Origin of the sequence: Idiomarina sp. H2 (assembly GCF_004364275.1) — a bacterium.
GTDB classification, from domain to species: domain Bacteria; phylum Pseudomonadota; class Gammaproteobacteria; order Enterobacterales; family Alteromonadaceae; genus Idiomarina; species Idiomarina loihiensis.
On sequence record NZ_SNZY01000002.1, the window covers coordinates 35,364 to 59,637 of the forward strand.

The 24,274-nt window shown below is 48.3% G+C and carries 31 protein-coding genes; 16 read left to right on the forward strand and 15 right to left on the reverse strand.

The window, feature by feature from the left end:
- Window positions 1-4: 4 nt before the first annotated feature.
- A complete protein-coding gene (locus DET62_RS02345; RefSeq protein WP_011233520.1) occupies window positions 5-574 on the forward strand; it encodes a cytochrome c oxidase assembly protein in 570 nt (189 codons plus the stop codon).
- A 12-nt stretch (window positions 575-586) separates the two neighbouring features.
- Window positions 587-1,462, forward strand: a complete 876-nt coding sequence (locus DET62_RS02350; protein ID WP_011233519.1) for a cytochrome c oxidase subunit 3 — start codon at window positions 587-589, stop codon at window positions 1,460-1,462.
- Window positions 1,463-1,475: 13 nt separating this feature from the next.
- On the opposite strand, the gene DET62_RS02355 is transcribed toward DET62_RS02350, so the two are convergent.
- Window positions 1,476-1,691 (reverse strand): DUF2909 domain-containing protein, encoded by a 216-nt coding sequence (locus tag DET62_RS02355; protein WP_016341259.1) that lies wholly within the window; start codon window positions 1,689-1,691, stop codon window positions 1,476-1,478.
- Here DET62_RS02355 and DET62_RS02360 point away from each other — a divergent pair.
- From DET62_RS02360 to DET62_RS02380, 5 genes are read left to right on the forward strand one after another with little or no spacing between them, the layout of a single operon-like run.
- A complete protein-coding gene (locus DET62_RS02360) occupies window positions 1,669-2,424 on the forward strand; it encodes an SURF1 family protein (RefSeq protein WP_110013039.1) in 756 nt (251 codons plus the stop codon). The genes DET62_RS02355 and DET62_RS02360 overlap by 23 nt on opposite strands.
- Window positions 2,421-2,966 (forward strand): hypothetical protein, encoded by a 546-nt coding sequence (locus tag DET62_RS02365; protein ID WP_011233517.1) that lies wholly within the window; start codon window positions 2,421-2,423, stop codon window positions 2,964-2,966. Before DET62_RS02360 ends, DET62_RS02365 begins: the two co-directional genes overlap by 4 nt.
- 9 nt (window positions 2,967-2,975) lie before the next feature.
- On the forward strand, window positions 2,976-3,965 hold the full coding sequence (locus tag DET62_RS02370) for a COX15/CtaA family protein (RefSeq protein WP_110013038.1): 990 nt from the start codon (window positions 2,976-2,978) through the stop codon (window positions 3,963-3,965).
- Between the two features lie 13 nt (window positions 3,966-3,978).
- The gene (gene cyoE / locus DET62_RS02375; protein WP_110013037.1) at window positions 3,979-4,875 is read left to right on the forward strand and encodes a heme o synthase; all 897 of its coding nucleotides are present in this window, start codon (window positions 3,979-3,981) and stop codon (window positions 4,873-4,875) included.
- 12 nt (window positions 4,876-4,887) lie between these two features.
- Window positions 4,888-5,502: an SCO family protein gene (locus DET62_RS02380; protein WP_110013036.1), complete on the forward strand. Its 615-nt coding sequence runs from the start codon at window positions 4,888-4,890 to the stop codon at window positions 5,500-5,502.
- Here the strand turns inward: DET62_RS02380 and DET62_RS02385 are convergent.
- A complete protein-coding gene (locus tag DET62_RS02385; protein WP_110013035.1) occupies window positions 5,499-6,584 on the reverse strand; it encodes a polysaccharide deacetylase family protein in 1,086 nt (361 codons plus the stop codon). The genes DET62_RS02380 and DET62_RS02385 overlap by 4 nt on opposite strands.
- 57 nt (window positions 6,585-6,641) lie before the next feature.
- Here DET62_RS02385 and DET62_RS02390 point away from each other — a divergent pair, with 57 nt between their 5' ends.
- Entirely contained in the window at window positions 6,642-7,964 is a 1,323-nt protein-coding gene (locus DET62_RS02390; RefSeq protein WP_110013034.1) for an MATE family efflux transporter, read from the forward strand.
- Here the strand turns inward: DET62_RS02390 and DET62_RS02395 are convergent.
- The 3 genes from DET62_RS02395 to DET62_RS02405 all read right to left on the reverse strand — a co-directional run bounded on the left by DET62_RS02395 (window position 7,936) and on the right by DET62_RS02405 (window position 10,776).
- The gene (locus tag DET62_RS02395; protein ID WP_110013033.1) at window positions 7,936-9,321 is read right to left on the reverse strand and encodes a DUF4397 domain-containing protein; all 1,386 of its coding nucleotides are present in this window, start codon (window positions 9,319-9,321) and stop codon (window positions 7,936-7,938) included. The genes DET62_RS02390 and DET62_RS02395 overlap by 29 nt on opposite strands.
- 115 nt (window positions 9,322-9,436) lie before the next feature.
- The gene (nfuA, locus tag DET62_RS02400) at window positions 9,437-10,015 is read right to left on the reverse strand and encodes a Fe-S biogenesis protein NfuA (protein ID WP_011233510.1); all 579 of its coding nucleotides are present in this window, start codon (window positions 10,013-10,015) and stop codon (window positions 9,437-9,439) included.
- Between the two features lie 71 nt (window positions 10,016-10,086).
- Complete coding sequence (locus tag DET62_RS02405; protein WP_110013032.1) at window positions 10,087-10,776, reverse strand: phosphoribosyltransferase family protein; 690 nt, start codon at window positions 10,774-10,776, stop codon at window positions 10,087-10,089.
- 36 nt (window positions 10,777-10,812) lie between these two features.
- On the opposite strand from DET62_RS02405, the gene bioH reads away from it, so the two are divergent.
- Complete coding sequence (bioH, locus tag DET62_RS02410; protein WP_110013031.1) at window positions 10,813-11,580, forward strand: pimeloyl-ACP methyl ester esterase BioH; 768 nt, start codon at window positions 10,813-10,815, stop codon at window positions 11,578-11,580.
- A gap of 15 nt (window positions 11,581-11,595) precedes the next feature.
- Here the strand turns inward: bioH and mutM are convergent, their stop codons facing one another.
- Window positions 11,596-12,408 (reverse strand): bifunctional DNA-formamidopyrimidine glycosylase/DNA-(apurinic or apyrimidinic site) lyase, encoded by an 813-nt coding sequence (gene mutM, locus DET62_RS02415; RefSeq protein WP_110013030.1) that lies wholly within the window; start codon window positions 12,406-12,408, stop codon window positions 11,596-11,598.
- A gap of 15 nt (window positions 12,409-12,423) precedes the next feature.
- Complete coding sequence (locus DET62_RS02420; protein ID WP_110013029.1) at window positions 12,424-12,930, reverse strand: hypothetical protein; 507 nt, start codon at window positions 12,928-12,930, stop codon at window positions 12,424-12,426.
- A 118-nt stretch (window positions 12,931-13,048) separates the two neighbouring features.
- Between DET62_RS02420 and DET62_RS02425 the strand changes: the two genes are divergently transcribed.
- Window positions 13,049-13,666 (forward strand): 2OG-Fe(II) oxygenase, encoded by a 618-nt coding sequence (locus DET62_RS02425; RefSeq protein ID WP_110013028.1) that lies wholly within the window; start codon window positions 13,049-13,051, stop codon window positions 13,664-13,666.
- Window positions 13,667-13,728: 62 nt separating this feature from the next.
- Here DET62_RS02425 and rpmG read toward each other — a convergent pair whose 3' ends face one another.
- From rpmG to radC, 3 genes are all read right to left on the reverse strand, one after another.
- The gene (gene rpmG, locus DET62_RS02430) at window positions 13,729-13,884 is read right to left on the reverse strand and encodes a 50S ribosomal protein L33 (RefSeq protein WP_006953863.1); all 156 of its coding nucleotides are present in this window, start codon (window positions 13,882-13,884) and stop codon (window positions 13,729-13,731) included.
- A gap of 11 nt (window positions 13,885-13,895) precedes the next feature.
- Window positions 13,896-14,132 (reverse strand): 50S ribosomal protein L28, encoded by a 237-nt coding sequence (gene rpmB, locus DET62_RS02435; RefSeq protein ID WP_011233504.1) that lies wholly within the window; start codon window positions 14,130-14,132, stop codon window positions 13,896-13,898.
- Between the two features lie 182 nt (window positions 14,133-14,314).
- Window positions 14,315-14,989, reverse strand: a complete 675-nt coding sequence (gene radC, locus DET62_RS02440) for a DNA repair protein RadC (protein WP_011233503.1) — start codon at window positions 14,987-14,989, stop codon at window positions 14,315-14,317.
- 110 nt (window positions 14,990-15,099) lie between these two features.
- Here radC and coaBC point away from each other — a divergent pair, with 110 nt between their 5' ends.
- From coaBC to slmA, 3 genes are read left to right on the forward strand one after another with little or no spacing between them, the layout of a single operon-like run.
- On the forward strand, window positions 15,100-16,320 hold the full coding sequence (coaBC, locus tag DET62_RS02445) for a bifunctional phosphopantothenoylcysteine decarboxylase/phosphopantothenate--cysteine ligase CoaBC (RefSeq protein ID WP_034818934.1): 1,221 nt from the start codon (window positions 15,100-15,102) through the stop codon (window positions 16,318-16,320).
- Window positions 16,321-16,338: 18 nt separating this feature from the next.
- Window positions 16,339-16,794 (forward strand): dUTP diphosphatase, encoded by a 456-nt coding sequence (gene dut / locus DET62_RS02450; RefSeq protein WP_011233501.1) that lies wholly within the window; start codon window positions 16,339-16,341, stop codon window positions 16,792-16,794.
- A 48-nt stretch (window positions 16,795-16,842) separates the two neighbouring features.
- Window positions 16,843-17,433, forward strand: coding sequence for a nucleoid occlusion factor SlmA (gene slmA / locus DET62_RS02455; RefSeq protein ID WP_011233500.1), 591 nt, complete (start codon window positions 16,843-16,845; stop codon window positions 17,431-17,433).
- Between the two features lie 32 nt (window positions 17,434-17,465).
- Here the strand turns inward: slmA and gpsA are convergent, their stop codons facing one another.
- From gpsA to DET62_RS02470, 3 genes are read right to left on the reverse strand one after another with little or no spacing between them, the layout of a single operon-like run.
- Entirely contained in the window at window positions 17,466-18,467 is a 1,002-nt protein-coding gene (gene gpsA, locus DET62_RS02460; protein ID WP_034818938.1) for an NAD(P)H-dependent glycerol-3-phosphate dehydrogenase, read from the reverse strand.
- A gap of 12 nt (window positions 18,468-18,479) precedes the next feature.
- On the reverse strand, window positions 18,480-18,983 hold the full coding sequence (gene secB / locus DET62_RS02465; protein WP_011233498.1) for a protein-export chaperone SecB: 504 nt from the start codon (window positions 18,981-18,983) through the stop codon (window positions 18,480-18,482).
- Window positions 18,984-19,025: 42 nt separating this feature from the next.
- Entirely contained in the window at window positions 19,026-19,457 is a 432-nt protein-coding gene (locus DET62_RS02470; protein WP_110013027.1) for a rhodanese-like domain-containing protein, read from the reverse strand.
- A gap of 165 nt (window positions 19,458-19,622) precedes the next feature.
- On the opposite strand from DET62_RS02470, the gene gpmI reads away from it, so the two are divergent.
- The 3 genes from gpmI to DET62_RS02485 are packed head-to-tail and all read left to right on the forward strand — an operon-like array spanning window position 19,623 to window position 23,062.
- A complete protein-coding gene (gene gpmI, locus DET62_RS02475) occupies window positions 19,623-21,158 on the forward strand; it encodes a 2,3-bisphosphoglycerate-independent phosphoglycerate mutase (protein WP_034818940.1) in 1,536 nt (511 codons plus the stop codon).
- Window positions 21,159-21,161: 3 nt separating this feature from the next.
- The gene (locus DET62_RS02480; RefSeq protein WP_110013026.1) at window positions 21,162-22,307 is read left to right on the forward strand and encodes a peptidoglycan DD-metalloendopeptidase family protein; all 1,146 of its coding nucleotides are present in this window, start codon (window positions 21,162-21,164) and stop codon (window positions 22,305-22,307) included.
- Window positions 22,307-23,062, forward strand: coding sequence for a divergent polysaccharide deacetylase family protein (locus tag DET62_RS02485; RefSeq protein ID WP_110013025.1), 756 nt, complete (start codon window positions 22,307-22,309; stop codon window positions 23,060-23,062). Before DET62_RS02480 ends, DET62_RS02485 begins: the two co-directional genes overlap by 1 nt.
- Here the strand turns inward: DET62_RS02485 and DET62_RS02490 are convergent.
- Window positions 23,019-23,276 carry a YkgJ family cysteine cluster protein gene (locus DET62_RS02490; RefSeq protein WP_082815434.1) on the reverse strand — a complete coding sequence of 86 codons (258 nt, stop codon included), beginning with the start codon at window positions 23,274-23,276 and terminating at the stop codon, window positions 23,019-23,021. The genes DET62_RS02485 and DET62_RS02490 overlap by 44 nt on opposite strands.
- On the reverse strand, window positions 23,277-24,137 hold the full coding sequence (gene rpoH / locus DET62_RS02495; RefSeq protein ID WP_110013024.1) for an RNA polymerase sigma factor RpoH: 861 nt from the start codon (window positions 24,135-24,137) through the stop codon (window positions 23,277-23,279). It lies immediately after the preceding gene.
- Window positions 24,138-24,274 lie beyond the last annotated feature (137 nt).

Below are 24,274 nucleotides of genomic sequence, written 5' to 3' on the forward strand. Positions count from 1 at the left end.
AATCATGTCTGAACAGCGTCCCGACAACAGCATTCTGGTTAAGCGACTGTTACTGACAGTCGCTGGAATGTTCGCATTCGGCTTCGCCCTGGTACCACTTTACGACGTATTTTGTGAAGTGACCGGCTTTAACGGTCGTACCAGTAACGAAGCAGCGGTTTATCAACAGGTTGAAGTGGATGAATCACGCACGGTCACGGTGCAATTCCTGACACGTAATGCCAAAGGTATTCCGTGGAAGTTTGAGCCATCGATCAAGCAAGTCAAGATTCATCCAGGTGAAGTTAAAGTAGTTAATTTTTTAGCAGGAAACCCGACTTCCTCAAACATGATCGCTCAGGCTATTCCATCTGTAGCGCCTGCGGAAGCCTCTCTTTACCTGAACAAAGTAGAATGCTTTTGCTTTAACCAGCAACCGCTGGCCGCTGGCGCTGAAACAGAAATGCCAATGCAGTTTTATCTGGACCCGGACATTCCCGATCATATTACGACCTTTACCCTGTCATACACGCTGTACGATATGACAGCCAATACGTCGGCTGAAGCAATTGCTCAGCTGTTAAAAACAGAATAAGGAAACGACGTTATGGCAGAACAACAAAGTTATTATGTTCCTGCTTCCAGTCCCTGGCCAATTGTTGGTGCAGTTGGGCTAGGCTTAATTGCCTGGGGCGCTGGACACACTGTTATTGATATGAGCAAAGAGCAGGATGGTTATGGCAGTACTGTATTGACCATTGGCTTAGTCGTTATAGCCGTCATGCTCTTTGGTTGGTTTCGTGACCAAATCAACGAATCCATGAGCGGTAAATACAGTAACCAACTCGGCGACTCCTACAAACAAGGTATGAGCTGGTTTATTTTCTCCGAAGTCATGTTCTTTGCTGCTTTTTTTGGTGCCCTTTTCTACGCTCGCGTTATTGCCGTTCAGTGGCTGGGAGGAGACAGTAACAATGCTATGACCAATGAGGTTCTGTGGCCAGAGTTTGTTGCGCAATGGCCGTTGGTAAAAACACCAGGCGGCACTGAAACCCAGGCTATGGGTTGGTATGGTCTGCCGGCTATCAACACGCTTATTTTGTTGGCCAGTTCAGTGACCTGTCACTTTGCTCACACAGGCCTGGAACAAAATAAACGTAAACAGCTAACCGCAATGCTGGGCGTTACCATTATTCTGGGTTGCATTTTCCTCTATCTGCAAGGCGCTGAGTATGTGCATGCCTACCAAGATTTAAATCTAACGCTTGATTCCGGTGTTTATGGCAACACCTTTTATATGCTCACCGGGTTCCACGGTATGCACGTAACCTTAGGAACCGTGATGCTTATCATCATGTTCCTGAGGGTTTTGAAGGGGCATTTTACACCAGATAACCACTTCGCTTTTCAGGCGACCAGCTGGTACTGGCACTTTGTTGATGTCGTTTGGTTATGCCTGTTCGTCGTGGTTTACATACTCTAAAAAAACGCCCCGTCTAATAGGGGCGCGGGTTTAAAGGTAAAAAGCCACTAACCGTCGCCGCTATCAGTATCACAAGGATAACGGCGGCCACTCCCACCCGTTTCCCCAGATAATGGGACATGGGTGGTTTATTCGGGTCGTTGCGCAGCATACTGAATAATGCGCGGAACAGATTCACCACCATATAACCAAGCAGCAGTACAATAATGATTTTAAAAAAGACCAACATACGTTTTCCTCTTATCGCTACGTTAGTTACTCTGCTGGCAATTGCGGTGTTGGTCAAGCTAGGTTTTTGGCAACTAGAGCGCGCAGAAGAAAAACGTAAGCTATTTTCCGATTACGAACAGCAACAATCGAAAGGGGATGCAACGGCACTGTCTCAGCTAGGAACAATATCTTCTGAGTCTGATCGCTTTCTTTTTGCCAAAATGGAAGGCGAATTTGTTAAACAACCGGTCTTTTTTCTCGATAATAAAATGACCGATGGCATTGTCGGCTATCAGGTTATTGCCTTGTTTCGCCCTGACGCCAAACCCAATAATTACATTCCTGTTAATATGGGCTGGGTACCTGCTCCTGCATCCCGGCAAGAACTGCCCGAAATAAATGTTCCCGAGAGTAGACAGAATCTTACGGGCTACCTGTACTTTCCCTCGAACAACAAATTTGTCAGTAATACTTATGAAACCGAGTTAGCTGATGACCGAATACGAGTACAAGAGTTTCAGCCTAACGCCATTAGTAAAGAACTCGACATTCCATTAACCGACTACACCTTTTTATTGAAATCACCAGACACCCTGGGTTGGCAACGTAACTGGAAACCCCAGGTAATGTCGCCGCAAAAACATCAGGGTTACGCTGTTCAGTGGTTTTCGCTGGCCATTGCGTGCTTGGTGATTTTTGTATTTGCTGTTATAAAACTGAATAAACAACCAAAAAAAGAGGAGACCCGATGAGCTCCCTGAATCGCTCTCGCCGTTCCATGATTATTGTTTTCCTTGCTTTTATAGTCCCCGTTTTGGCCGCGTGGCTTTTTTTGTCTCAAAACTGGTATGAGGCGGGAACCAATAAAGGCATTTTATTGCAACCCACCATTACCTTAGAACAACAAGCCGAACAGCTACCAGAAGGTTGGCAAGTGGGATATATCGCCCCGCAGAACTGTGCAATCACCTGCGAAAATGCTTTATACGTTATGAACCAAATCGATGTCGCTATTGGCAAAGACACCGATAGGCTAACCCCTGTAGTGTTGCACCAAAGCGAAAGCCTTCAGGCTGGCTTTAATCATAGTGCCCCGCATATTACCCAGCTGGTAACGCCTGAACTGATCGAACAACTTTCAGCTCTGCCCGAAAACACCTTGTTTATTATCGACCCGATGCATAACGTCATGCTGTATTACCCCACCCATGAGGACAAAGAGCAAATGATAACGGAAGGTAAAAACGTGTTGGCGGATCTTCGTAAACTGCTTAAATTGTCCAGAATTGGGTAGGGAAATGACATGCGTTTACTGGTAAAAATTAGTGTTTTTTTTGCTTTTATCGTTATTGTTCTTGGCGCCTTTACCCGGCTCACTGAAGCAGGCCTGGGTTGTCCTGACTGGCCCGGCTGCTACGGTTTTTTGAAGGTACCGTCGCAGGAGGAGCACGTTCAGCAGGCGGAACTTAGGTTCCCGGATGCACCTGTGGAGCACGCCAAAGCCTGGAACGAAATGGTGCACCGCTACTTTGCTGGCACCCTGGGGTTATTAATATTGACCATTGCCATTATTTCCTGGGTTAAAAGCCGTCGCTACAGTCATTACCCGACTCCGGTTAAATTGCCCACTTTGCTTCTCGGGCTAGTAATATTTCAGGCGGCTCTGGGTATGTGGACAGTTACCATGAACCTGCAACCGCTCATAGTCATGGGGCATTTGCTGGGCGGCTTTTCGGTTATATCGCTGCTATATCTGCTCTCGCTGCGGCTGTCGTCATTTCGGCTGGCCGGTGGTGACCCGGAACTCAGGCGCTATCGAGGGCTGGCATTTTTTACGCTACTGGTGGTTATTGGTCAAATAGCCTTAGGTGGTTGGGTTGCTGCAAACTATGCCGCCGTAGCCTGCACTGAGCTACCTTTTTGCGAAGGTAACTGGACGGCGCAGCTGGACTTTGCCGGAGCCTTCAGCATACCCGAGGCTGACACCTATCAATACGGTGCTCATGACTACAACGACCGTATGACTATGCACGTAATGCACAGAGTGGGCGCTATTATTACTTTTTTAGTGATTTGTACTCTACTCTTTAAATGCTGGCGAAAAGCGAAGTCGCACTTTTTCCGGCGCTCATTAATTGTTATTGGCTTGTTATTATCTTTGCAAATTCTGCTGGGTATTAGTAACGTAGTCTTTCAATTACCGCTTTGGAATGCAGTGGCACATAATGCCGTAGGGGCTTTATTGTTGCTGTCGCTGGTCGCGTTGAACTACAACTTGTCCAGAAAAGCGTAGAGGAGTTGAAACTATGCAATCCGTTGCCACAAATAATATAACAAAAACGCGCAACGCTCATTGGCGGGACTACCTTGAACTGACCAAGCCCCGTGTCGTCGCCTTGCTGTTACTCACCGCCGTGGTTGGTATGTGTCTGGCCACTGAAGAACTGGTGTCGCTGAAAGTGCTAGTGCCGGCGCTGACCGGTATTGGACTCATGTCTGCCGCAGCAGCAGCCATTAACCACTTGGTTGACCGCCATATTGACGCGAAAATGGCGCGTACACTTCGCCGCCCGCTACCGCAGGGGAATTTGTCACCGACAAAAGTCACCGTTTTTGCCGCATCTATTGGTGCTATTGGTTTTGTCACCCTGTATGCCTGGGTTAATCCATTAACTGCCTGGTTAACCTTTGCCAGCATGGTGGGTTACGCTGTGGTTTATACCATGTTCTTAAAACGCGCTACGCCGCAGAACATTGTTATTGGTGGGTTAGCCGGTGCTGCACCACCATTACTGGGCTGGACTTCGGTGACCAACGAAATTAATGCGCCGGCGGTGCTGTTGGTGATGATTATTTTCACCTGGACTCCGCCCCACTTCTGGGCACTTGCGGTACACCGCGCTAAAGATTATGCCCGTGCCAAGGTGCCTATGCTGCCGGTAACCCACGGTATTGAATTCACCAAAACCTGTATTTTTCTGTATACCGTTTTGTTAACCGTGGTCTGCCTTATGCCGTTTTTAATTGGCATGACAGGCATGATTTATCTGATCGGCGTCAGTGTACTTAACGCTATTTTTCTGGCTTATGCCTGGAAGTTGAAATACGCGCCCAGCAAGAAAACAGCCTTTAACATGTTTGCCTTCTCTATCTGGCACCTCATGCTGCTGTTTGTGATTTTACTGGTCGATCACTACGTATAACTGGAGTAAGAAATGAGTCGTATCGTTACGCTGCTGGCGGCGCTTATCGCCCTTGCAGCCGGGTTCGCGGTTTACAACTTTTGGCCGGAAGAAAAGCCGGAAGCTTTAATATACGAGCCCCCTCGTGCCTTAAAATCGTTTAAGTTAAACAGCACAGCCGACGGCGCTATTGAAAACGATGCACTGAAAGGGCAGTGGACCTTGCTCTTTACCGGTTATACCTTCTGTCCCGATATCTGTCCAACCACCATGTCGGACTTAAAAGGTGTGCTTCCGGCGTTACAGGAAGAAACCTCCGATCCGGTTAAAGTCTGGATGATTTCGGTTGACCCTAAACGCGATGATATTGAACGTTTAACTCAATACGTTAACTATTTTGGTGATGACTTTGTTGGTGTACGCGCCGAACACAAAGAACTGTTCCCTTTCGTACGTGATTTAGGCTTAATGTACTCCATTCCCGATGAAGGTGAAGAAAATTATCTGGTGAACCACAGCGCCGCTATTATTCTGGTTAACCCCAACGGTCACCGTAAAGCCATTTTTAATGCCGACCACCAGCGCGGAGAAGTACCGGTAGTCGACATGGAACAACTGGCAAAAGATTTTGCCATTATCGCCGATTAGTCAGGCCAACTGCCTGACTCGTCCGGACGAATAAGGGCTACTGAGTACCAATAATAGCGCGACTCTGAGGCACTGGGCGCAGTACAGTTAATACGTGAACGCCCAATGTTAACGTCCTTTTCAAGCGTCACACTAAACTGAGTATCGCTTTCCCACTCAGGTTTTAAAACCGAACTACCGGCAAAGCATTGCAGTGCATCGGTACGCATATCATCTAGTGTATCGCCCGCTTCCAATGTCACACTAATAGTTGGGCGCTTATTTTCATGTGCGACTAAAGGCTCTTCCGGTTGATAACCACTTACCGGCATGGCTTTAGAATTCAACTTGGCTTTCAGCGTATTTAAGTTCGCATAGATACCCGAGGCCGGAAAGCGAGTAATAACCGTATCTTCGCTCCATTTGGACCATGGGCCTGAATGCTGAGCAAAAGCCAGAAAGCCCCATTCATCCAGTAAAGCCCGCAATTCGTTGTTATACTCACCGTAAGGGTAGGCAAAGTACTTCTGCTGTGCGCCTAAGTTCTCATCAATGGCTTCTTGTGCCGTAATAACGTCGTAACGCATACGCTCCTGCCACTCTTCATCGCTTTCGCCTTCCTGCTTGCGAATAAGGTGTGCGTGAGTCTGTCCATGATTAGCAATGGTAGCGCCGTTCTGCTGAATTTCTTTAAGCTCTTCCCAGCCCATGTAATGGCCGCTGTGCTTACGCATGAGTTCAGGGTTAACGAACACCGTATAAGGCATCTCAAACTCTTCCAGAACCTCTACAGCGTTCTCATAGACGTTTTGGTAGCCGTCGTCGAAGGTAATAACAACGGCTTTTTCAGGAAGTTCTTCGCCTTTTTCAATGGCATCGCGCGCGACGGTAATATCAATAACATTAAAGTTGTTATCCTGCAGGTATTGGAGATGCTCGCGAAACGTCTCCGGGTCAATTGACGTTACGGCTGGAGTTGAGTCACTGACGTGGTGGTACTGCAGCACCACCACGCTATCGGCGCTGCCGGCCTGAGCCAATGGTGAGCACCCCAGCAATAAGCCCGATGCGGCACTCAACGTCATTTTGTTCAACATCTTCATACTGACTCCTGATAAAGTATAAAAGCCGTTATTAACCGAGTTTACTTAAGGATAGTTATGCACAAGCTGTTTGGATTTTCATTGTCTGATCACAGCCGCGTTTTTGCGATTGCCCTGCCAATGATCATTTCCAATATTGCTGCGCCGCTTCTCGGTCTGGTCGATACTGCCATCATAGGTCATTTACCCGATGCTATCTACTTATCCGCCGTTGCCGTTGGTGCCATGGTGGTCAGTTTTATCTATCTGCTGGCGGTGTTCCTGCGCATGGCCACAACAGGTTACATAGCTCAATCGTACGGAGCCGATGACATACATGCTCAGCGCCAGCACTTTAATAACGGCATAATTATTGCGCTGGGTTTAGGTGTTTTAATAGCGGTTGCTAGTCCCTTAATTAACGATTTAGCCATGTGGGTTATCGCCCCTTCTGCCGAGCTCGAAGGCTACGCCCGCGATTACATTGAAATTCGCTTATGGTCGGCACCCGCTTCGTTGATTACGCTCGTCGCTCTGGGGGTATTATTAGGCCGACAAAATAGCCGCAAAGCCATGCTTCTGGTGATAATTACCAACGCCGTTAATGTGGTTATGGACGTCATACTGATACTGGGCTTTGGACTGAATGTAAAAGGCGCCGCCTGGGCGTCGCTTAGTGCTGAGTGGGTGACCGCTATTGTCGGCTTCTACTGGACCGCCCGCGCGCTGGGCTGGCACTTACGCCACTGGCAGCTGAAGTTTCAGCAGCTGCGTCAGTTTTTAGGCGTTAACGGTAATATTTTTATACGCAGTCTGATACTGCAGCTCTGTATGGCAACCATGACCGGCTACGCCACTCGCTACGGCAGTACCATGGTGGCGGTTAACGCCGTACTAATGCAATTTCTTATGTTGATATCGCTGGGCTTAGACGGCATTGCTTATTCTGTGGAAGCTTTAGCTGGCGAAGCTAAAGGTCAGAAGCGCTACGATAAAATCCGTTACTGGTGCAAAATTACTTTGCTCTGGTCATCACTCTTTGCTGTGGTTTATACGTTGGTTTTTGCCCTGGTCGGCAGTGCAATTATTCGCCTTATTACCGATATTCCTGAAATCATCCGGGTTGCCGAAAACTACCTGCCATGGATAGTGGTGTTGCCACTCATTGCTCACTGGAGCTATTGGTTTGACGGTGTTTTCATTGGTTTATCGTTCAGCCGTGGTATGCGTAATACGATGATATTAAGCGCTTTAATTGGCTTTCTGCCTTTATGGTGGGCGGGATTGCCGCTGGAGAACCACGGGTTGTGGTTAGCTCTCAGCGGCTTTTTATTCATGCGTGGTATTACCCAGGCAATTTGGCTTAAATACTTTAGTTCGCCAGGTCATCCATCAGGATAAGCTGCGGAGGTAAGCCGCCACTGGTTGCATCAACGGCAACTGCCGTGTAGATACCACCGCCTTCTAATGTCAGTAAAGGCGTCTGAATAGCAATGTCCTGCGTACCTGTTGCGGTTACAGTAACCACGTAGTCACCTGGTGTTAAAGCAACATTACCTGTGCTCACCAGACCTTCTGCGTCAAACGGAACATCGGTAAAGGCAGCGTCTGCGCCACTAATGTCGTCTGTTGCCGTTACGTAGATATCAACATTACCGGCACTGGGTGCAGCATGAACCAACTGTATTTTAGCTTCAGTCGCCACGCTGCGACGTTCTTCAGTCAACACTTGCAGACCAATAGTACTCAGTTCACCGACAGCATAAACTGAATAACTCATTGCGTTTTCTACTTCCAGAGGCAGGTCCTCAAGCACTACGGGAGAACCTCCGGCGGCAGCAACATCAACACTGTATTCAGCGGCTTCCAGGTTTAAGTAATCTGTCGCACTTAAAAATGCCAGATCTGCAATTTGAGGATCGGCGGCATCGTTTAATGTCACATCAACATTCGGTGCATCAGCTACGGCGTGCACGACGCGAACATCCGCACCAGCGTCTGCATCATTGATTAAGGTGGTTGTTTCACCGTCGCTCACTTGCAGAGTAACGGGTGAATTCGCAGAATTAGCAGCAACATTATTGGTTGCGGCAATAATATAATCACCACCGTCAGCCAGGCTCACGGTTCCTGAGTCGTAAATTACTGCATCGTCACCCGCACCGGTTAAACGAATGCGGTAGTCACCGGTTTCCACATCAACCTGACCACTGTCTTCGCCGTAAGCAAGCGTTAAAGTAGCTGAGGCACTGCTTAACTCAGCGTCCGGAGTTGTCAAATACACATCGACAGTCGGCGCACCATACGCAACATGTACCACCTGAATACGGCTTTCACCTGCCGCAACATCCGATACAGGGTTAGAAAGAACCAATGGCTCTAAAGACTCGTCACCCAGCTGACCGGCAGCAAAAACTTCGTAGCGAGTATCAGCAGCAAAAGTTAAGGACGCCGGACCAATAGCATCAACAGTACTTTCATCGGGTAAAATACCCTGAACCGTAATGTCATAGTCACCGGCATCAACTTCCAGAACGCCGGAAGATGTATGGTAAGGCACATTTTCTAATAATGCGGTTTCACCTGCTAAAACATTAACGTTGGGTGAATCGGCAGAGGTGTGGTGTACCCGTACAAAGCTTGATTCAGCTTCAGGAGGTGGTGTGTTAGTATCGTCATTGTCACTGTCGAACCAGTCACAACCTGTGATGAGAAAAAGCGATGTCGCTATGACACCCAGTTTTTTGATCCCTTGCATAATTTAAATCCTCGTATTGATTAGGCAAATATCGTTACGAGCATTATTTGTGCAAGGGATCACATTTTTATAACATTAAAAAATCGAAAGATACTAAGTTGTATAATCGAAAGGTCTAGTAGTAGGAGTGTTCTCCGGGCTCATGATCAGTGATATCACGCACGCCTTTCACTTCTTCCGGGAAACGCTCAAGCAACTCTTTTTCAATGCCGTTTTTCAGCGTTACGTCAATCATACTGCAACCATTACAGCCACCGCCGAATTGCAGAATAGCAACGCCGTCATCAGTAATTTCCGAAATCATTACCTGACCGCCATGGCTAGCCAATTGCGGGTTAATTTCAGCTTGTATAACGTACTCTACCCGCTCAATTAATGGGGCGTCATCGGCAACTTTACGCGCTTTGGCGTTAGGTGCTTTAAGGGTTAACTGAGAGCCCATTTCCTGCTCTTCAAAATCAATAGCGGCGTCTTCTAAAAAAGGCGCACTGCCTGAATCCACTACGGCGTCAAAACCATTAAACGGCAGACGCTCGTCGTCCGGCTCGACCGAATCTGGCGGGCAATAAGAAACACCACACTCTGCGTTTGCCATACCGGGGTTAACCACAAATACACGAATACACGTGCCATCGGGCTGATCGGCTAATAGCTTCTTAAAGTGGGACTGCGCTGCTTCTGAAATACGAATCATAAATACTGACCTCACGGCTTATACCTGAGTAAATTACTAGGGTATAGTGTAACCGAAACGCCCTGCAGTTTCTAGTCGTGCTGGTTATAGACAACCGCCCACGCATCCACCGCTCTAGCCCCTTTTTTGTAGAGCGCATCGGCTGCTGCCATCATAGTGGCGCCGGTACTCAGCACGTCGTCCACAACCGCTACCGTACAGCCACTAAAATCCTGTAAAGCGAGTTGGCTGCCCCGACTGTTCTCCCAGCGTAATGCCTTTGATGCCATATGCTGCATGGGCACGGCCCGTATTTTACGTAACCCGCCCGCAATGTAAGGTAACTCAAGAGCCACTGACACATGCCGCGCCAGTAACGCAGTCTGGTGGAAGCCTCTTTTACGCCAGGCTTGTTGCGTCATAGGCACCGCAACAACGCAGTCTGGCAGTGGCTGTTCGCGATAGCAAAGGCGTAAATGAGCCGCTAACTGGTTTGCCAGTAAAGGCGCCAGCTCGGCTTTATAGCGAAATTTAAACTGTGTAATAAGCTGTTGTACCTGCGGCTCCCAGCGCAATGCACCGTACCAGTAGCGGCACGGCTTCTGCTCCGCCACTAAATGCTGTTCAATATCGGACAAATGCTGACAACAACGCGGATACCAACGCGGCAGTGCTTCTTCGCAATAAGGGCAAAGGCTTGCAGCGGCCACCTTAGAATAACCGCAACTCCAGCATGTGCCCAACTCAAAAGCATTGGCGAAACGCTGTAAAAACGCTAGCATACCACCCCTTAATTAATAACTCGGACAGGTAGTATAGTGAGCCTTTCGGTAACGTGCTGTGGTACAGGAACCCCTATTGTTGTACTCCATGGCTGGGGAATGAATTCGAACATCTGGCAACCCGTGGTACCGGCATTAAGCGAGCACTTTCAGTTGTATTGCGTCGACCTGCCCGGTTTTGGCGACTCTGTCTGGTCATCAGAGAATGAGGTGTCACTGGAAAGTTTTATTGAACAAATTATGCCAGCCCTGCCGCCACGCTTTCACTTGCTGGGGTGGTCTTTAGGCGGGTTAATTGCGACACAAATTGCGCTGACGCATTCTGACCGGGTTATGTCCCTAACCACCGTTGCATCGTCACCGCACTTTGTGGAAAGCAACGACTGGGCTGGAATCAAACCTGACATTCTTGAGCAGTTTCAACAGCAACTGGACAGCAACTTTAAAAAGACCATTGAGCGTTTTTTAGCGATTCAGGCCATGGGCAGCGAGGACGCACGCGAACAGGTTAAGCAGGTAAAACAGCTGATATTTACCAAGCCTATGCCAGACCAGGGTGTGCTGAAACAGTCCTTAACCATTTTGCAAACCGCAGATTTACGCCAGCAACTACCCGGCATTGAAGTTCCCTTTCACCGTTTTTACGGACGCCTGGACAGCCTGGTTCCGGAGCGCGCTATCAACGATATTTCCGCACTGGCGCCGGAGTCAAAAGCTGTGGTATTCACCAAAAGCGCACACGCCCCATTTATTTCGGAACCGGAGCGCTTTGTCAGTGAATTGCTGAAGGTTGTTGAGAACTAAGAGTTAAAAACCAAACTAGCGCTGGCACTGGGTGCAGTACACGGTGCTGCGCTGACCCAGACGAATTTCTTTCAACCGGTTACTGCACACCATGCAAAGCTTACCGCCACGCCCGTAAACCTGAAGTTTTTGAGCGAAATAGCCCGGGTTACCGTCCACTTGAGTGAAATCTTTTAAGGTAGTGCCGCCCAGCTCTATAGCGCTTGCCAGGGTTTCTTTTATTATCGGCACCAGTTTCTGGTAGCGCACTTTACTGATTTTCCCGGCCGCTCGCTTTGGGTTTATACCCGCCTTAAACAAAGCTTCGTTCGCGTAAATATTACCGACACCCACCACAACTTTGTTATCCATAATAAAGGTTTTCACCGACTGCGAACGCCCGCGTGAGCGCTCAAATAAATAGTCGATATTAAACGCGTCGGTTAACGGTTCCGGACCAAGCTGGCTTAGCAGTTCATGCCCGCTCACATCACCGTCACTGTAAAGCAAAGCGCCAAAACGCCGTGGATCATTCAAACGCAGGGTTTGGCCGTTATCGAACTCAATATCAATATGGTCATGTTTGTAGTGAGTTGTTTCGGCTGGAACCACGCGCAGCTTACCCGACATACCCAGGTGCAATATCAGACAGCCGTTATCAGTCTGTAAGAGCAAATATTTTGAACGGCGGCTAACCGAACGCAGCACGTGTCCTTCGACCTGATGCACAGTTTCAGGGACCGGCCAGCGCAGGCGCTTATCGTGAACCTTAACCGACTTAATTGTGCGGTCTTCAATGTGTGGAGAAATGCCTAAACGGCTGACTTCAACTTCGGGTAACTCTGGCATAAACCTAAAACTTCCTTAATGACCCAGTAACTGACTGGCAGTAAATTCTATAACACGATAATTCTGTTGCTGATTTGGCAAACGGATCATCAACTCGGGCTCTGAATAAAGCTCAACACGTGCTTCTTCGCCCCCGACAAAACCAAAATAAATTTCCGTTATTAAATTTTCAGCTGGCTGTTCGGTTGGCGTCATGGTTAATGCCAACCAATTTTCAGCGACGCTGGCGGCCGCTTTTTCCGATAAACGACATGGAGCCTGACACTGCCATTGCCCGTCATTTAGCGCTAACTTCAGTTGGTCAATTTGTATTGTTCTCAAGTTTCCATCATTCGGTATTAAGCCTATGACTTCGCCCGATTCAGCCTCTTGCGCAATACCGTCATCAGCTTCCTCTTTAACCGGCGGAGCGACATACCAGAACACCACCATGATAATTAATATCACGTAAACCAAAACGTTGTTCCATGCCCTTCGGGTCATGGTCAGTCCAAATATTTTTCGCTTCTCATTCACTTTCATCGGCTTGCGCTCTTTGTGCTAAGGTTCGAATAATTCTCTTGTTGCCGTACTCCTTGTTACTGGAGACAGAATACCCTATATTCTCGCGCGACAACAAAGTACGGAGCTTTATTGCATTATGGTGCTATCTGATATTATCGACAAAGTTGCCGACCACGGCTACTGCATTATCGATGATTTTCTGCAGCCGCGGCGTTCGCAGGCTCTGTATCAATATGCTCTGCAATTACCCGCGCAATACTGGAACCTGGCAGGTATAGGCCGCCAGCAAAACCAGACCATTAATACCATGGTTCGTAACGACCGCATTTACTGGCTAACGTCCGAAGAGCCGCGTCATAAAGACTACCTAAGCATTATGGATGAGTTACGCCACGAATTTAACCGCGAGCTCTTTCTTGGCCTGTTCGATTACGAATGCCACCTGGCGCATTACCCTAAAGGCGCGTTTTATAAAAAACATCTGGATGCGTTTAAAGGCAGAAGCAACCGAGTGCTCACAACGGTATTTTATCTGAACCCCGAATGGCAGGAAACCGACGGTGGGCAATTGGTTATTTATGGCGACAAGGGACAGGTGCTGGAAACCGTACTGCCTAAACAAGGGCGTTTAGTGGTATTTTTAAGCGACCGCTTTGTGCATGAAGTACAGCGCTCGGAACGTGACCGCTTCAGCATTACCGGCTGGTTCCGAATTAATGCCAGCATCTCGGGCATTATTGACCCGCCACGATAAACTCAAACGCCACCCAATAAAAAACCCAGCCGAAGCTGGGTTTTTTGTAAGCCTTAAACCAATTACTTGATTTTAGCTTCTTTGAAGATCACGTGCTTACGAACCACTGGATCGAATTTTTTGATCTCCATTTTTTCTGGCATGGTGCGTTTGTTTTTGTCTGTGGTATAGAAGTAACCTGTACCAGCAGATGACACTAAACGAATCTTATCGCGCATAATTTAGTTCCTTAAACCTTAACACCACGGCCGCGGAGATCCGCTAATACCGTATCGATACCGTTTTTATCAATGATACGCATACCTTTAGTAGAAATGCGTAACTTAACCCAACGCTTCTCGCTTTCTACCCAAAAGCGGTGCGATTGAAGGTTCGGCAGGAAGCGACGTCTAGTCGCATTGCGTGCGTGCGAGCGGTTGTTACCGACTACCGGACGCTTACCTGTAACTTGGCATACTTGTGACATGTCTTTACTCCAAAATTGCTGCAAGCTCGCCTGTCGCCCAACGTGACCTTGCCTATAAATCCGAGGGCGCATTTTATACAGCAAACTGCCCTTCTAATCAAGCTTATACGACGGAAATTTGATCGTCATCGATCGTTCGGTGCGGATTTTACGTGATTTTTAACCAAACCGCCAGTACAAAACTACAACAATCCGCGCTCTGCAAAAGAAATTGGATCGCCGGCGCCCACGACGAAATGATCCAACAACGCTACATCAATTAAAGTCAGGGCTTTTTTAACTCGTTCGGTGACTCGCTGGTCAGCCTGGCTGGGTTCTGCAACGCCCGATGGATGATTATGTGCCAGAATAACCGCCGCCGCATTATACTGCATAACCAGCTTTATTACCTCACGTGGATACACTGGCGCGGCATTAATGGTGCCCTGAAACAGCTCTTCGTAACGTAACAGCCGGTGCTGGCTGTCCAGCAGTAAAATAGCAAAGACTTCGCGGCCCTGATGACGCAACTGTGAGGTTAAATAGTCTTTGACCATGGTAGGTTCGGTAAAGCCGTCTGAACGCTCCAGCTGCCATTTCAGGTAGCGTCGTGACAATTCCAGCACAACCCGCAACTGATTCACACGGGCCGGGCCTATGCCGTTGCAAGCCAATAGCTGCTCAGGAGTGGCTGTTAACAAAGCGCCTACACCGCCGAAGTCACTTAGTAAACGACGCGCAAAACTGACAACGTCCTGCCCGCCACTGCCGCTACCAAGTAAAATAGCTAATAATTCTGCGTCACTCAGGTATTCTGCCCCCTGGGTCTGCAGTTTTTCTCTCGGTCGTTCCGAAACGGGCCATTCCTTGACGCTCATTCTTTTCTCCTTAATTCTTACCTTAATTCTTAAGAGAGAAGTATAACGACCATCTACCCAGTCACGGGGTCTCATGTTATCTTTACACGACTTAACACTAAGGGGTTCGCATGGCACAGCTGCAGAACAAACACATACTTTTAGGTATTACCGGTGGCATTGCCGCCTATAAGGCACCTGACCTGGTGCGCCGTTTGCGTGAGCAGGGCGCAGAAGTTCGTGTGGTGCTGACTGCCGGTGCCAAAGCCTTCGTAACCCCACTTAGCTTACAAGCGGTGTCCGGCTTTACGGTCAGCGACGACCTGCTGGATCCCACAGCAGAAGCCGCTATGGGCCATATTGAACTGGCTCGCTGGGCGGATCTTATTCTTATTGCTCCGGCCACGGCTAACACCATTGCCCGTATTGCTCACGGCTTTGCCGATGACCTGTTGAGTACCCTGGTTTTAGCCAGTAAAGCGCCGCTCGCCATTGCTCCGGCAATGAATCAGCAAATGTGGGCGGCTACTGCGGTGCAGGAAAACATTGAAACGCTACTCAGCCGTGGTGTGCAAATGATAGGCCCGGAAAGTGGCGAACAGGCCTGTGGCGATGTCGGTTACGGCCGCATGAGTGACCCTACAGAGATTGTGCAGGCGTTAATAAAAAAAGCCCCTGAAGCCAAGCAAGACTGGCAGGGTAAAACCTTTGTGATTACCGCAGGCCCGACCCGTGAAGCCATCGACCCAGTGCGCTACATCAGTAATCACAGTTCCGGAAAAATGGGGTATGCCCTGGCTGAAGCTGCTGCACATGCAGGGGCTGAAGTCATTTTAGTATCCGGGCCAACGCAACTGCCCACGCCCGCCGGCGTTCAACGCGTTGACGTAGAAACCACAGAACAAATGCTAAACGCGGTACAGCAGCAACTGCCAAACTGCGATGTGTTTATTGGTTGTGCCGCTGTGTCAGACTATCGGGTTGCTGAGGTTGCCTCGCAGAAAATAAAAAAAGAACAGAACAACCAGCCGCCACAACTAAAGCTGGTGCAAAACCCGGACATTCTGCAGCAGGTCGCCAGCTCTGAAAAACCACCTTTTACCGTTGGGTTTGCGGCCGAAACTGAAAACCTAAAAGCCAACGCGCTGCGCAAGCTGGAGCGAAAGCAGCTACAGATGATTGTCGCTAACGACGTTAGTCAGGTTGGGCTGGGTTTTAACAGCGACAGCAATAACGCCATTATTTTGAGTAAGGACAGTGAGCAGTCACTTCCAACAATGAGCAAGCATGATATGGCTATTGCAATTATCGACGCGATAGCCAAACGTTATTTTAATACCACTGCCAATTAATAAGAAAGTGAGAACTCCATGACGCAAGTCGAAGTAAAAATTTTAGATGACCGCATTGGCCAGTCTATCCCGCTTCCTGAATACGCCACACAGGGCTCTGCCGGAATGGATCTGCGTGCCTGCCTGGACCAGCCATTAACCATTGAGCCAGGACAAACTCAGTTAATAGGCACCGGTATTGCCATGTACATTGGCGACCCGAATTATGCGGCCACTATTTTACCGCGTTCAGGGCTGGGCCATAAGCACGGCCTGGTGCTGGGTAACCTGGTCGGCCTTATCGACTCGGACTACCAGGGCGAGCTTAAAGTGTCCTGCTGGAACCGCAGTAATCAGGCTTACACCATTGAGCCTGGAGACCGTATTGCGCAGCTAGTCATTTTACCGGTTGTGCAGGCGCAAATGTCGATTGTTGAAGAGTTCCACGAGACGGATCGTGGTGAAGGTGGTTTTGGTCATTCTGGTCGTTCGTAGTTACAGCAACTAATCATTCTGGCCTCTCAAATAAGGAAAGTTACTGTCATGGCAGAACAAAAACGTAACCGTCGTGAAGAAATTTTACAGGCTTTAGCGGCAATGCTGGAAACCAGTCCGGGTCAGCGCATTACTACAGCAAAACTGGCGGCTAATTTAGGCGTTTCAGAGGCGGCTTTATATCGTCACTTTCCGTCGAAAGCGCGGATGTTTGAAGGGCTTATCGAGTTTGTTGAAGACACCCTGCTAACCCGTATTAACATGATTATGGACGAGGAGAAAAACACCCTCTCCCGCTGTCACGCAATATTGCAGCTATTGCTGACGTTTGCCGAGCGCAACCCCGGTATTACCCGTGTTATGACAGGTGATGCATTAATGGGTGAACATGACCGTTTGCGTGGTCGTATGGAAGATTTGTTCAACCGTATAGAGAGTTCAATTAAGCAAATACTGCGCGAGAAAGCGATGCGCGAACAGCAGCGCTTTATTGTGGACGAAGCGGTATTAGCGAACTTATTACTGAGCTATGCCGATGGCAAAATCAGTCAGTTTGTACGGTCTAACTTTAAGCGTTTACCGACCGAACATTTCTCGGCTCAGTGGCAGGTAATGGAGCAACAGCTAATCAGTGCGTAAATAAAGGCGTAAAACAGGTCACTGTAAACAGATCACTCCGTTTTACGCTCACGGCTTAATAAATCGATAGCGGCCTGTTGCGGTTCTTTGCCTTCGTAAAGGACCGCATATATCTGCTCACAGATGGGCATTTCCACTTCGTTGCGCGCTGCTAAAGCAACCACTTCACGGGTATTACGGTAGCCTTCAACCGACTGCCCGATACTCTTCAGCGCTTCATCAACTCCTTTACCCTGACCTAAAGCCATGCCAAAACGGCGATTACGCGACTGATTGTCGGTACAGGTAAGAATTAAATCGCCCAAACCTGCCATACCAGTAAAGGTTTCGCTTTTTGCGCCTAACTTCAGACCTAACCGGGTAAGTTCAGCCAAACCGCGGGTAATAAGCGCCGTGCGGGCGTTAGCACCAAAGCCAATACCGTCGGCCATACCAGCACCAATAGCTATGACATTTTTAACCACGCCACCTAGCTGCACACCAATAAAGTCGTTATTGGTGTAAACCCGGAAAGAACGGTCACAATGCAGAAGCCCGGAAAGCTCTTCGACAAAGGCCTGATCGGTTGACGACATAGAAATGGCAGTAGGTAAGCCTTTAGCCATTTCAATAGCGAAAGTAGGACCGGATAACACAGCTAGCGGATGCTCGTCGCCCAGAGTTTCTTCTGCGACTTCGTACAAAAGACGCCCACTGTCCGGCTCTAATCCTTTAGTTGCCCAGGCAACGCGGGCATGTTCCGCTAACAAAGGTTTTGCCTGCTTCAGCATAGACGAAAACGAATGACTGGGAACCACGACCACCACGTTTTTCACGTCTTTAAGGGCTTCGCCTAAGTCGGCAGTAACCTTTAATGATTCGGGAAACGGGCACGCCGGCAGGTACTCTTCGTTTTCATGAGCCGTTTGCATAACGGCAACTTTATCGGCATCCCGCCCCCACAAGGTAGTAGGAATACCTTTGCGGGCAAAACAAATAGCAAGGGCGGTCCCGTAAGAGCCCGCCCCTAATACTGTCACCTGAGGTGTCTGCATTATTGTATCTGCTTACGCGTCTGCAGTTTGCTGACCCTGAGCCTGTTCAGCTTGCTGCTGCATATGACGCTGGAAAATCGCATCAAAGTTAACAGGAGCCAGGTTCAACTGTGGGAAAGTCGCACGGTTAACAAGGTTTGAAACGCACTCACGAGCGTAAGGGAACAAAATGTTCGGGCAGAAAGAACCCAGCATGTGTGCCAGCTGGCCGTCCTGAACTTCTTCACCAATAGTGAAAATACCCGCCTGATGTACTTCACAAAGGAAAGCAACGTCGTCTTCAACTTTGTTAGTTGCCGTCAGAGTCAGTACTACTTCGTAAACACCGTCTTCAATTTTTTCGTGTTTAACGTTCAGGTCTAATTTAAGGTCAGGCTTCCATTCTTTACGGAAAATAGCCGGAGAGCTTGGAGTTTCGAAAGAGATGTCTTTAGCGTAGATACGCTGAATAGCGAATTGTACTTGCTGCTGTTGGTTTTCAGCTGCTGCGCCGTTTGCTTGCTGTTCTTCAGCCATGATTTTACTTCCTATTCTTTTTTAAGTATTAGACGAATTTTATTATTTTTTCTGCGAAACCGGCAATTTGGCGCTGCGCCATGTGTTCATACCACCTTGCAGCACAGCAACTTGAGTAAAGCCTTCAGCCGTTAGCTGGCTAACTGCCGATTTTGCCGTCATTCCTGTTGCACAGACTATCACAATGGGGGCTTCTTTGAACTTTTCAATAGAGGAAAGTTCTTTTTGTTTAATTTTTTCCATCGGTAATGACACCGATCCATGAATGTGTCCTTTCTTAAATTCATCCGGACTACGAATATCAACAAAAACGCCATCACCGCGGTTTACCCATACCGTGGCCTCTTGCGGTTCTAAGTTTTTTGTCGGTGACATAGCCGAGCGAATCGAGGTCACAATCAGTGCGACTAGCAGCACGACCCAGATACCACTCATCATCGGGTTGCTTTTGACAAATTCCATAATTTCTTGCATAAGACCTACCAGTATTCGTCGGTAACAGAAAAGAGTTGCGGGTCAAGAGTATACCTGTACAAATCGCAGTTTCCAGAAAAATCTTGGGTGGATGCGTAAGCTCTGGAAATCGAGTAGAATGTTGGCTAATTTCATCTGTGAAAACACCGAGCAATGAGGCCCATTATGACTCCTACGATAAAACCTTTGGTATTGTTGATTCTGGACGGCTGGGGTTACCGTGAAGATGCACCCGACAACGCAATAGCCAAAGCAAATACTCCGGTTATGGATCGTCTATGGGAAAAATACCCGCATTGTCTGGTCGATGGCTCCGGTGGCGCAGTTGGTTTACCTGACGGCCAAATGGGTAATTCCGAAGTGGGTCACGTTAATTTAGGCGCTGGCCGCATTGTTTATCAGGACTTTACCCGCATTAGCAAAGCCATTTCTGACCGCAGTTTTTTCAGTAACACGATACTTTGCGACGCCCTGAAAAAAGCCAAAGCTGCTAAGGGTGCAGTCCATATTATGGGGTTACTCTCCGCCGGTGGTGTTCACAGCCACGAAGACCACCTGGTCGCAATGATAGAAATGGCGGTTGAGCAAGGCGCAGAAGACGTTTACCTGCATGCTTTCTTAGATGGTCGTGATACACCACCGAAATCGGCACTGCCTTCCATTGAACGTTTTGAAGCCTTATTCGCACGTTTAGGCAAGGGTCGTTTCGCCACCTTAAGTGGCCGCTTCTTCGCCATGGACAGAGACAAGCGCTGGGAGCGCATTGAACAGTCTTACAAAGCGGTTTATCACGGTCTTTCAGGGGTAACATCTGCCAACGCAACAGACGCAGTAGAAAACGCTTACGAGCGCGGCGAAACCGATGAATTTGTCACGCCAGTTATTATTGGGCAACCAGCACCAGTTGCCGACGGTGATTCCGTATTTTTTATGAACTTCCGTGCTGACCGTGCCCGTGAAATGACTCAAGCCTTTGTCGACAAAGACTTCGACGGTTTTGACCGTGGCTCGCGCGCTGACATTAGCGAATTCGTTATGCTGACCCAATATGCCGATACCTTAAAAGCGCCCAGCGCCTTCCCACCCGAGCCTTTGAATAATGTACTGGGTGAATGGCTTGCTAAGCATGATAAAACTCAGCTGCGCATTTCCGAGACAGAAAAATACGCACACGTTACTTTCTTTTTTAGCGGCGGACGCGAGCAGGAATTTGAAGGCGAGAAACGTGTTCTTATTCCTTCACCTAAAGTTAAAACCTACGATTTACAGCCTGAGATGAGTTCAGAACAGCTTACCGACGAGTTGGTTGCAGCCATTGAGTCTCAGGCCTTTGATGTTGTGATTTGCAACTACCCGAACGGTGACATGGTTGGACATACTGGTAATTTTGATGCCGCCGTTAAAGCTTGTGAAGCCGTTGATCATAGTGTCGGACGAGTGGTTTCGGCATTAGAAGCTGTTGGTGGTGAATGTCTGATAACGGCAGACCATGGCAACGCAGAGCAAATGAGTGACGCCACTACCGGGCAGGCACATACCGCTCATACGAACGAACTTGTGCCTTTTATTTATGTGGGTCGACCGGCTAAAGCCCGAAATGGACGCCTGTCAGACGTTGCACCAACCATACTGCATTTAATTGGCATGGAGCAGCCGGACGAAATGACCGGTACGTCGCTAATGACGTTAGAACAGGATTAACTTATGCCAATTAGGCTGTTTTGGGCAGTGGCGCTGGGGCTGGTTGTTATCAGCCCCGGTTTAGCGCAGGACTATAGCGAGGATGATAAAGCCTCGACTCAAGCCGAAATTGCAGCGGTTAAAGAGGAACTGGCTAAGCGTTTGCAGGCTATAGAAGAGCGAAGCAGTGCACTAAACTCAACTGAACGACAACTGCGTGATCTGGAAATAAAAACCTCAGAAATAGCCGGCTCTTTGCGCCAGACCGACACTGAACTTCAAGAAATTACTGCAGAAATAGCTGACTCAGAACAACGCCGCGAAGAGCTTAAGCAAAAACAAAAGCAGCAGATGACACAACTGGAAGATCAGCTGGTTTCCGCTTATATGAACGGTAAACACGACTTTCTGAAAATGCTGTTAAACCAGCAAGACCCTGGCCAGTTTGAAAGAATGTTGAGCTATTACCAATACATGAATGCCGCCAGAGTTGAAGAGATTGAAGTTATTCGGCGCACTCAGGAAGAAATTGCCACGCTGACAGAACAACTTAAGCAGCAACAAAACCAGTTAGCGAGCTTACAGGCCGAACAACAAGAACAACGCGCGCAACTGGAGCAGCAGCAACACCGGCAGGAAGAGAAGTTAGCAGAGCTGCAACAGCAGCAACGTAAAGACCGGTCCCGGGTGACTCAGCTGGAGCAAAGCCGGGAGCAATTAGAGCAGGTATTAAGTGCCATTGAAACCGCGCTGGCTCAGCAAAAAGACGTTCGTCTGGTTGGCCTGCAGGCAGTCAAGAATCAACTTCGCTGGCCAAGTGACGGAGACGTGAAACGCTTGTTTGGACAACGCCGCGAAGGTCCGCTTGAATGGAAAGGTGTGCTCATTGAAGGACAAAACGGCCAACCGGTTCGCTCTATTGCTAACGGCCGCGTGGTATATGCAGACTGGCTGCGAGGCTTTGGTTTAGTCATCGTTATTGACCACGGTGAGAGTTATATGAGCTTATATGGCCACAACCAGACATTAACAAAAGCGATTGGCGATAAAGTCCGTAAGGACGAAGAAATTGCACTGATGGGTCAGTCTGGTTCACGTAATAGTGCGGCACTTTACTTTGAAATTCGCCATCAGGGGCGTCCACAAAATCCAAGTAACTGGATACGCTAATGTTAAGGTTTGTGCTAGCTTTGGGGTTATTGCTGTGTCTGTCGGTTCCAGTCTACTCCTCTAAAATCGCCATTGTTATCGACGATATAGGCAATAATAAAAACGATTTAAAAGCAGCTCTGTTACCCGGTAATATCAGTTTCGCAGTGCTGCCCTATACCCCTTATGCCCGCGCTTTTGCTTTACGTGCCCATCATCAGAAAAAACAAATACTACTGCATATGCCAATGGAAGCCGTTGAAAATAACCGACCGGGTCCCGGCGTGGTTACGGCGGATATGAACAATGCGCAGATCAAACTGCAACTGGTTGATGCGCTGGACTCAATACCTTACGTTACTGGCGTGAATAATCATATGGGCAGCAAGTTAACTCAGCTGCACATGCCAATGCAGGCAGTGATGGAAACACTGGCGGCGCGCAAACTCTTTTTTATTGATAGCCGGACATCTGAGTTCAGCGTTGCAGAAAAAATGGCGGGAGAATTTGGTGTACGAACATCACATAGGCATGTGTTTCTTGATAACCAAGTTGATGAACCCTATTTACGGCAGCAATTTGAACAACTGCTGAGTATAGCCAAACATCAGGGACAGGCCATAGCTATTGGACATCCTTACCCAGAAACACTTAGCTTTTTGCAAAAGCAACTACCATTATTAAAAGAGCAGGGTATTGAATTGGTATTCGTATCTGAGTTAACCACAGTAGTTAACCGCAATGAGTATCTTCTTCCAGTGACGTCAGCAAAATAAGCGCCTGCTCGCGAGTTTCGCCGCAGACATAGTCATCGGCAGAAAACTCACCACACACTTTCGGCCGTTCTGGCTTCCCAAATAAACGACACAAATTATCGTCATCGAGTTGAACACAACGCACACCCGCCGGTTTGCCGTTAGGCATACCGGGGATGGGAGAACTAATTGAGGGGGCTATGCAGCAAGCGCCGCAACCAATGCGGCACTTCATTTAGCTCATTGCGAGACGAAGTTTCTTCATCGCGTTTTGTTCAAGTTGGCGAACACGCTCTGCCGAGACTTCGTATTTTTCTGCCAGGTCATGCAGCGTCGTTTTGTCTTCCGATAACCAGCGAGACTGGACGATATCCTGACTACGCTCATCTAAGTGACTCATTGCACCCAGCAGTTTCTGCTGTGTATGGCTTTCGTAGTCTTCCGCTTCAATTTCTGCGGCTAAGTCGGAACGCTTGTCTTCCAGATACATAGCCGGAGAATAGGCACTGCCCTCTTTCGAGTCATCGTCGTCTGAACTCAGTTCAAACGCCTGATCGTGAGCGCTCATGCGAGTTTCCATTTCCAGCACTTCTTTAGTACTGACACCCAGCTCATTAGCTACCGTTTCAACTTCTTTCTGGCTAAACCAACCTAAACGCTTTTTCATTTTACGCAGGTTAAAGAACAACTTACGCTGTGCTTTAGTGGTTGCCACTTTAACAACGCGCCAGTTACGCAGCACGTATTCATGAATTTCTGCTTTTATCCAGTGAACAGCAAAAGACACCAGACGCACACCAACTGATGGGTCAAAGCGTTTCACGGCCTTCATTAGGCCAATATTGCCTTCCTGAATTAAATCGGCTTGCGGCAGACCATAACCCGAATAACTACGAGCTACGTGTACCACAAAACGGAGATGCGACATGATGAGTTCTTTCGCTGCATCAAGGTCACTGTTCTCGTATAATCTTGTTGCCAACGCCTTTTCTTTTTCGGCGGTGAGCATAGGAATACGGTTGACTGACTGAATATAGCCGTCGAGTCCTGCCCCTTGGGGAACCGATAATGCCATAGTGTTTAATTCAGTGCTCATTTAACAACCTCTACTTAAAATACCGACTTAATTACTGCTTTTTCAGTCAGCTTTTAAGACCCTTTTTGAGTCTAAAAGTTCCATTATGATCATTGCAGATCAGGTAATTCAGTATAACTAAGCCTATGGCTTTCGCA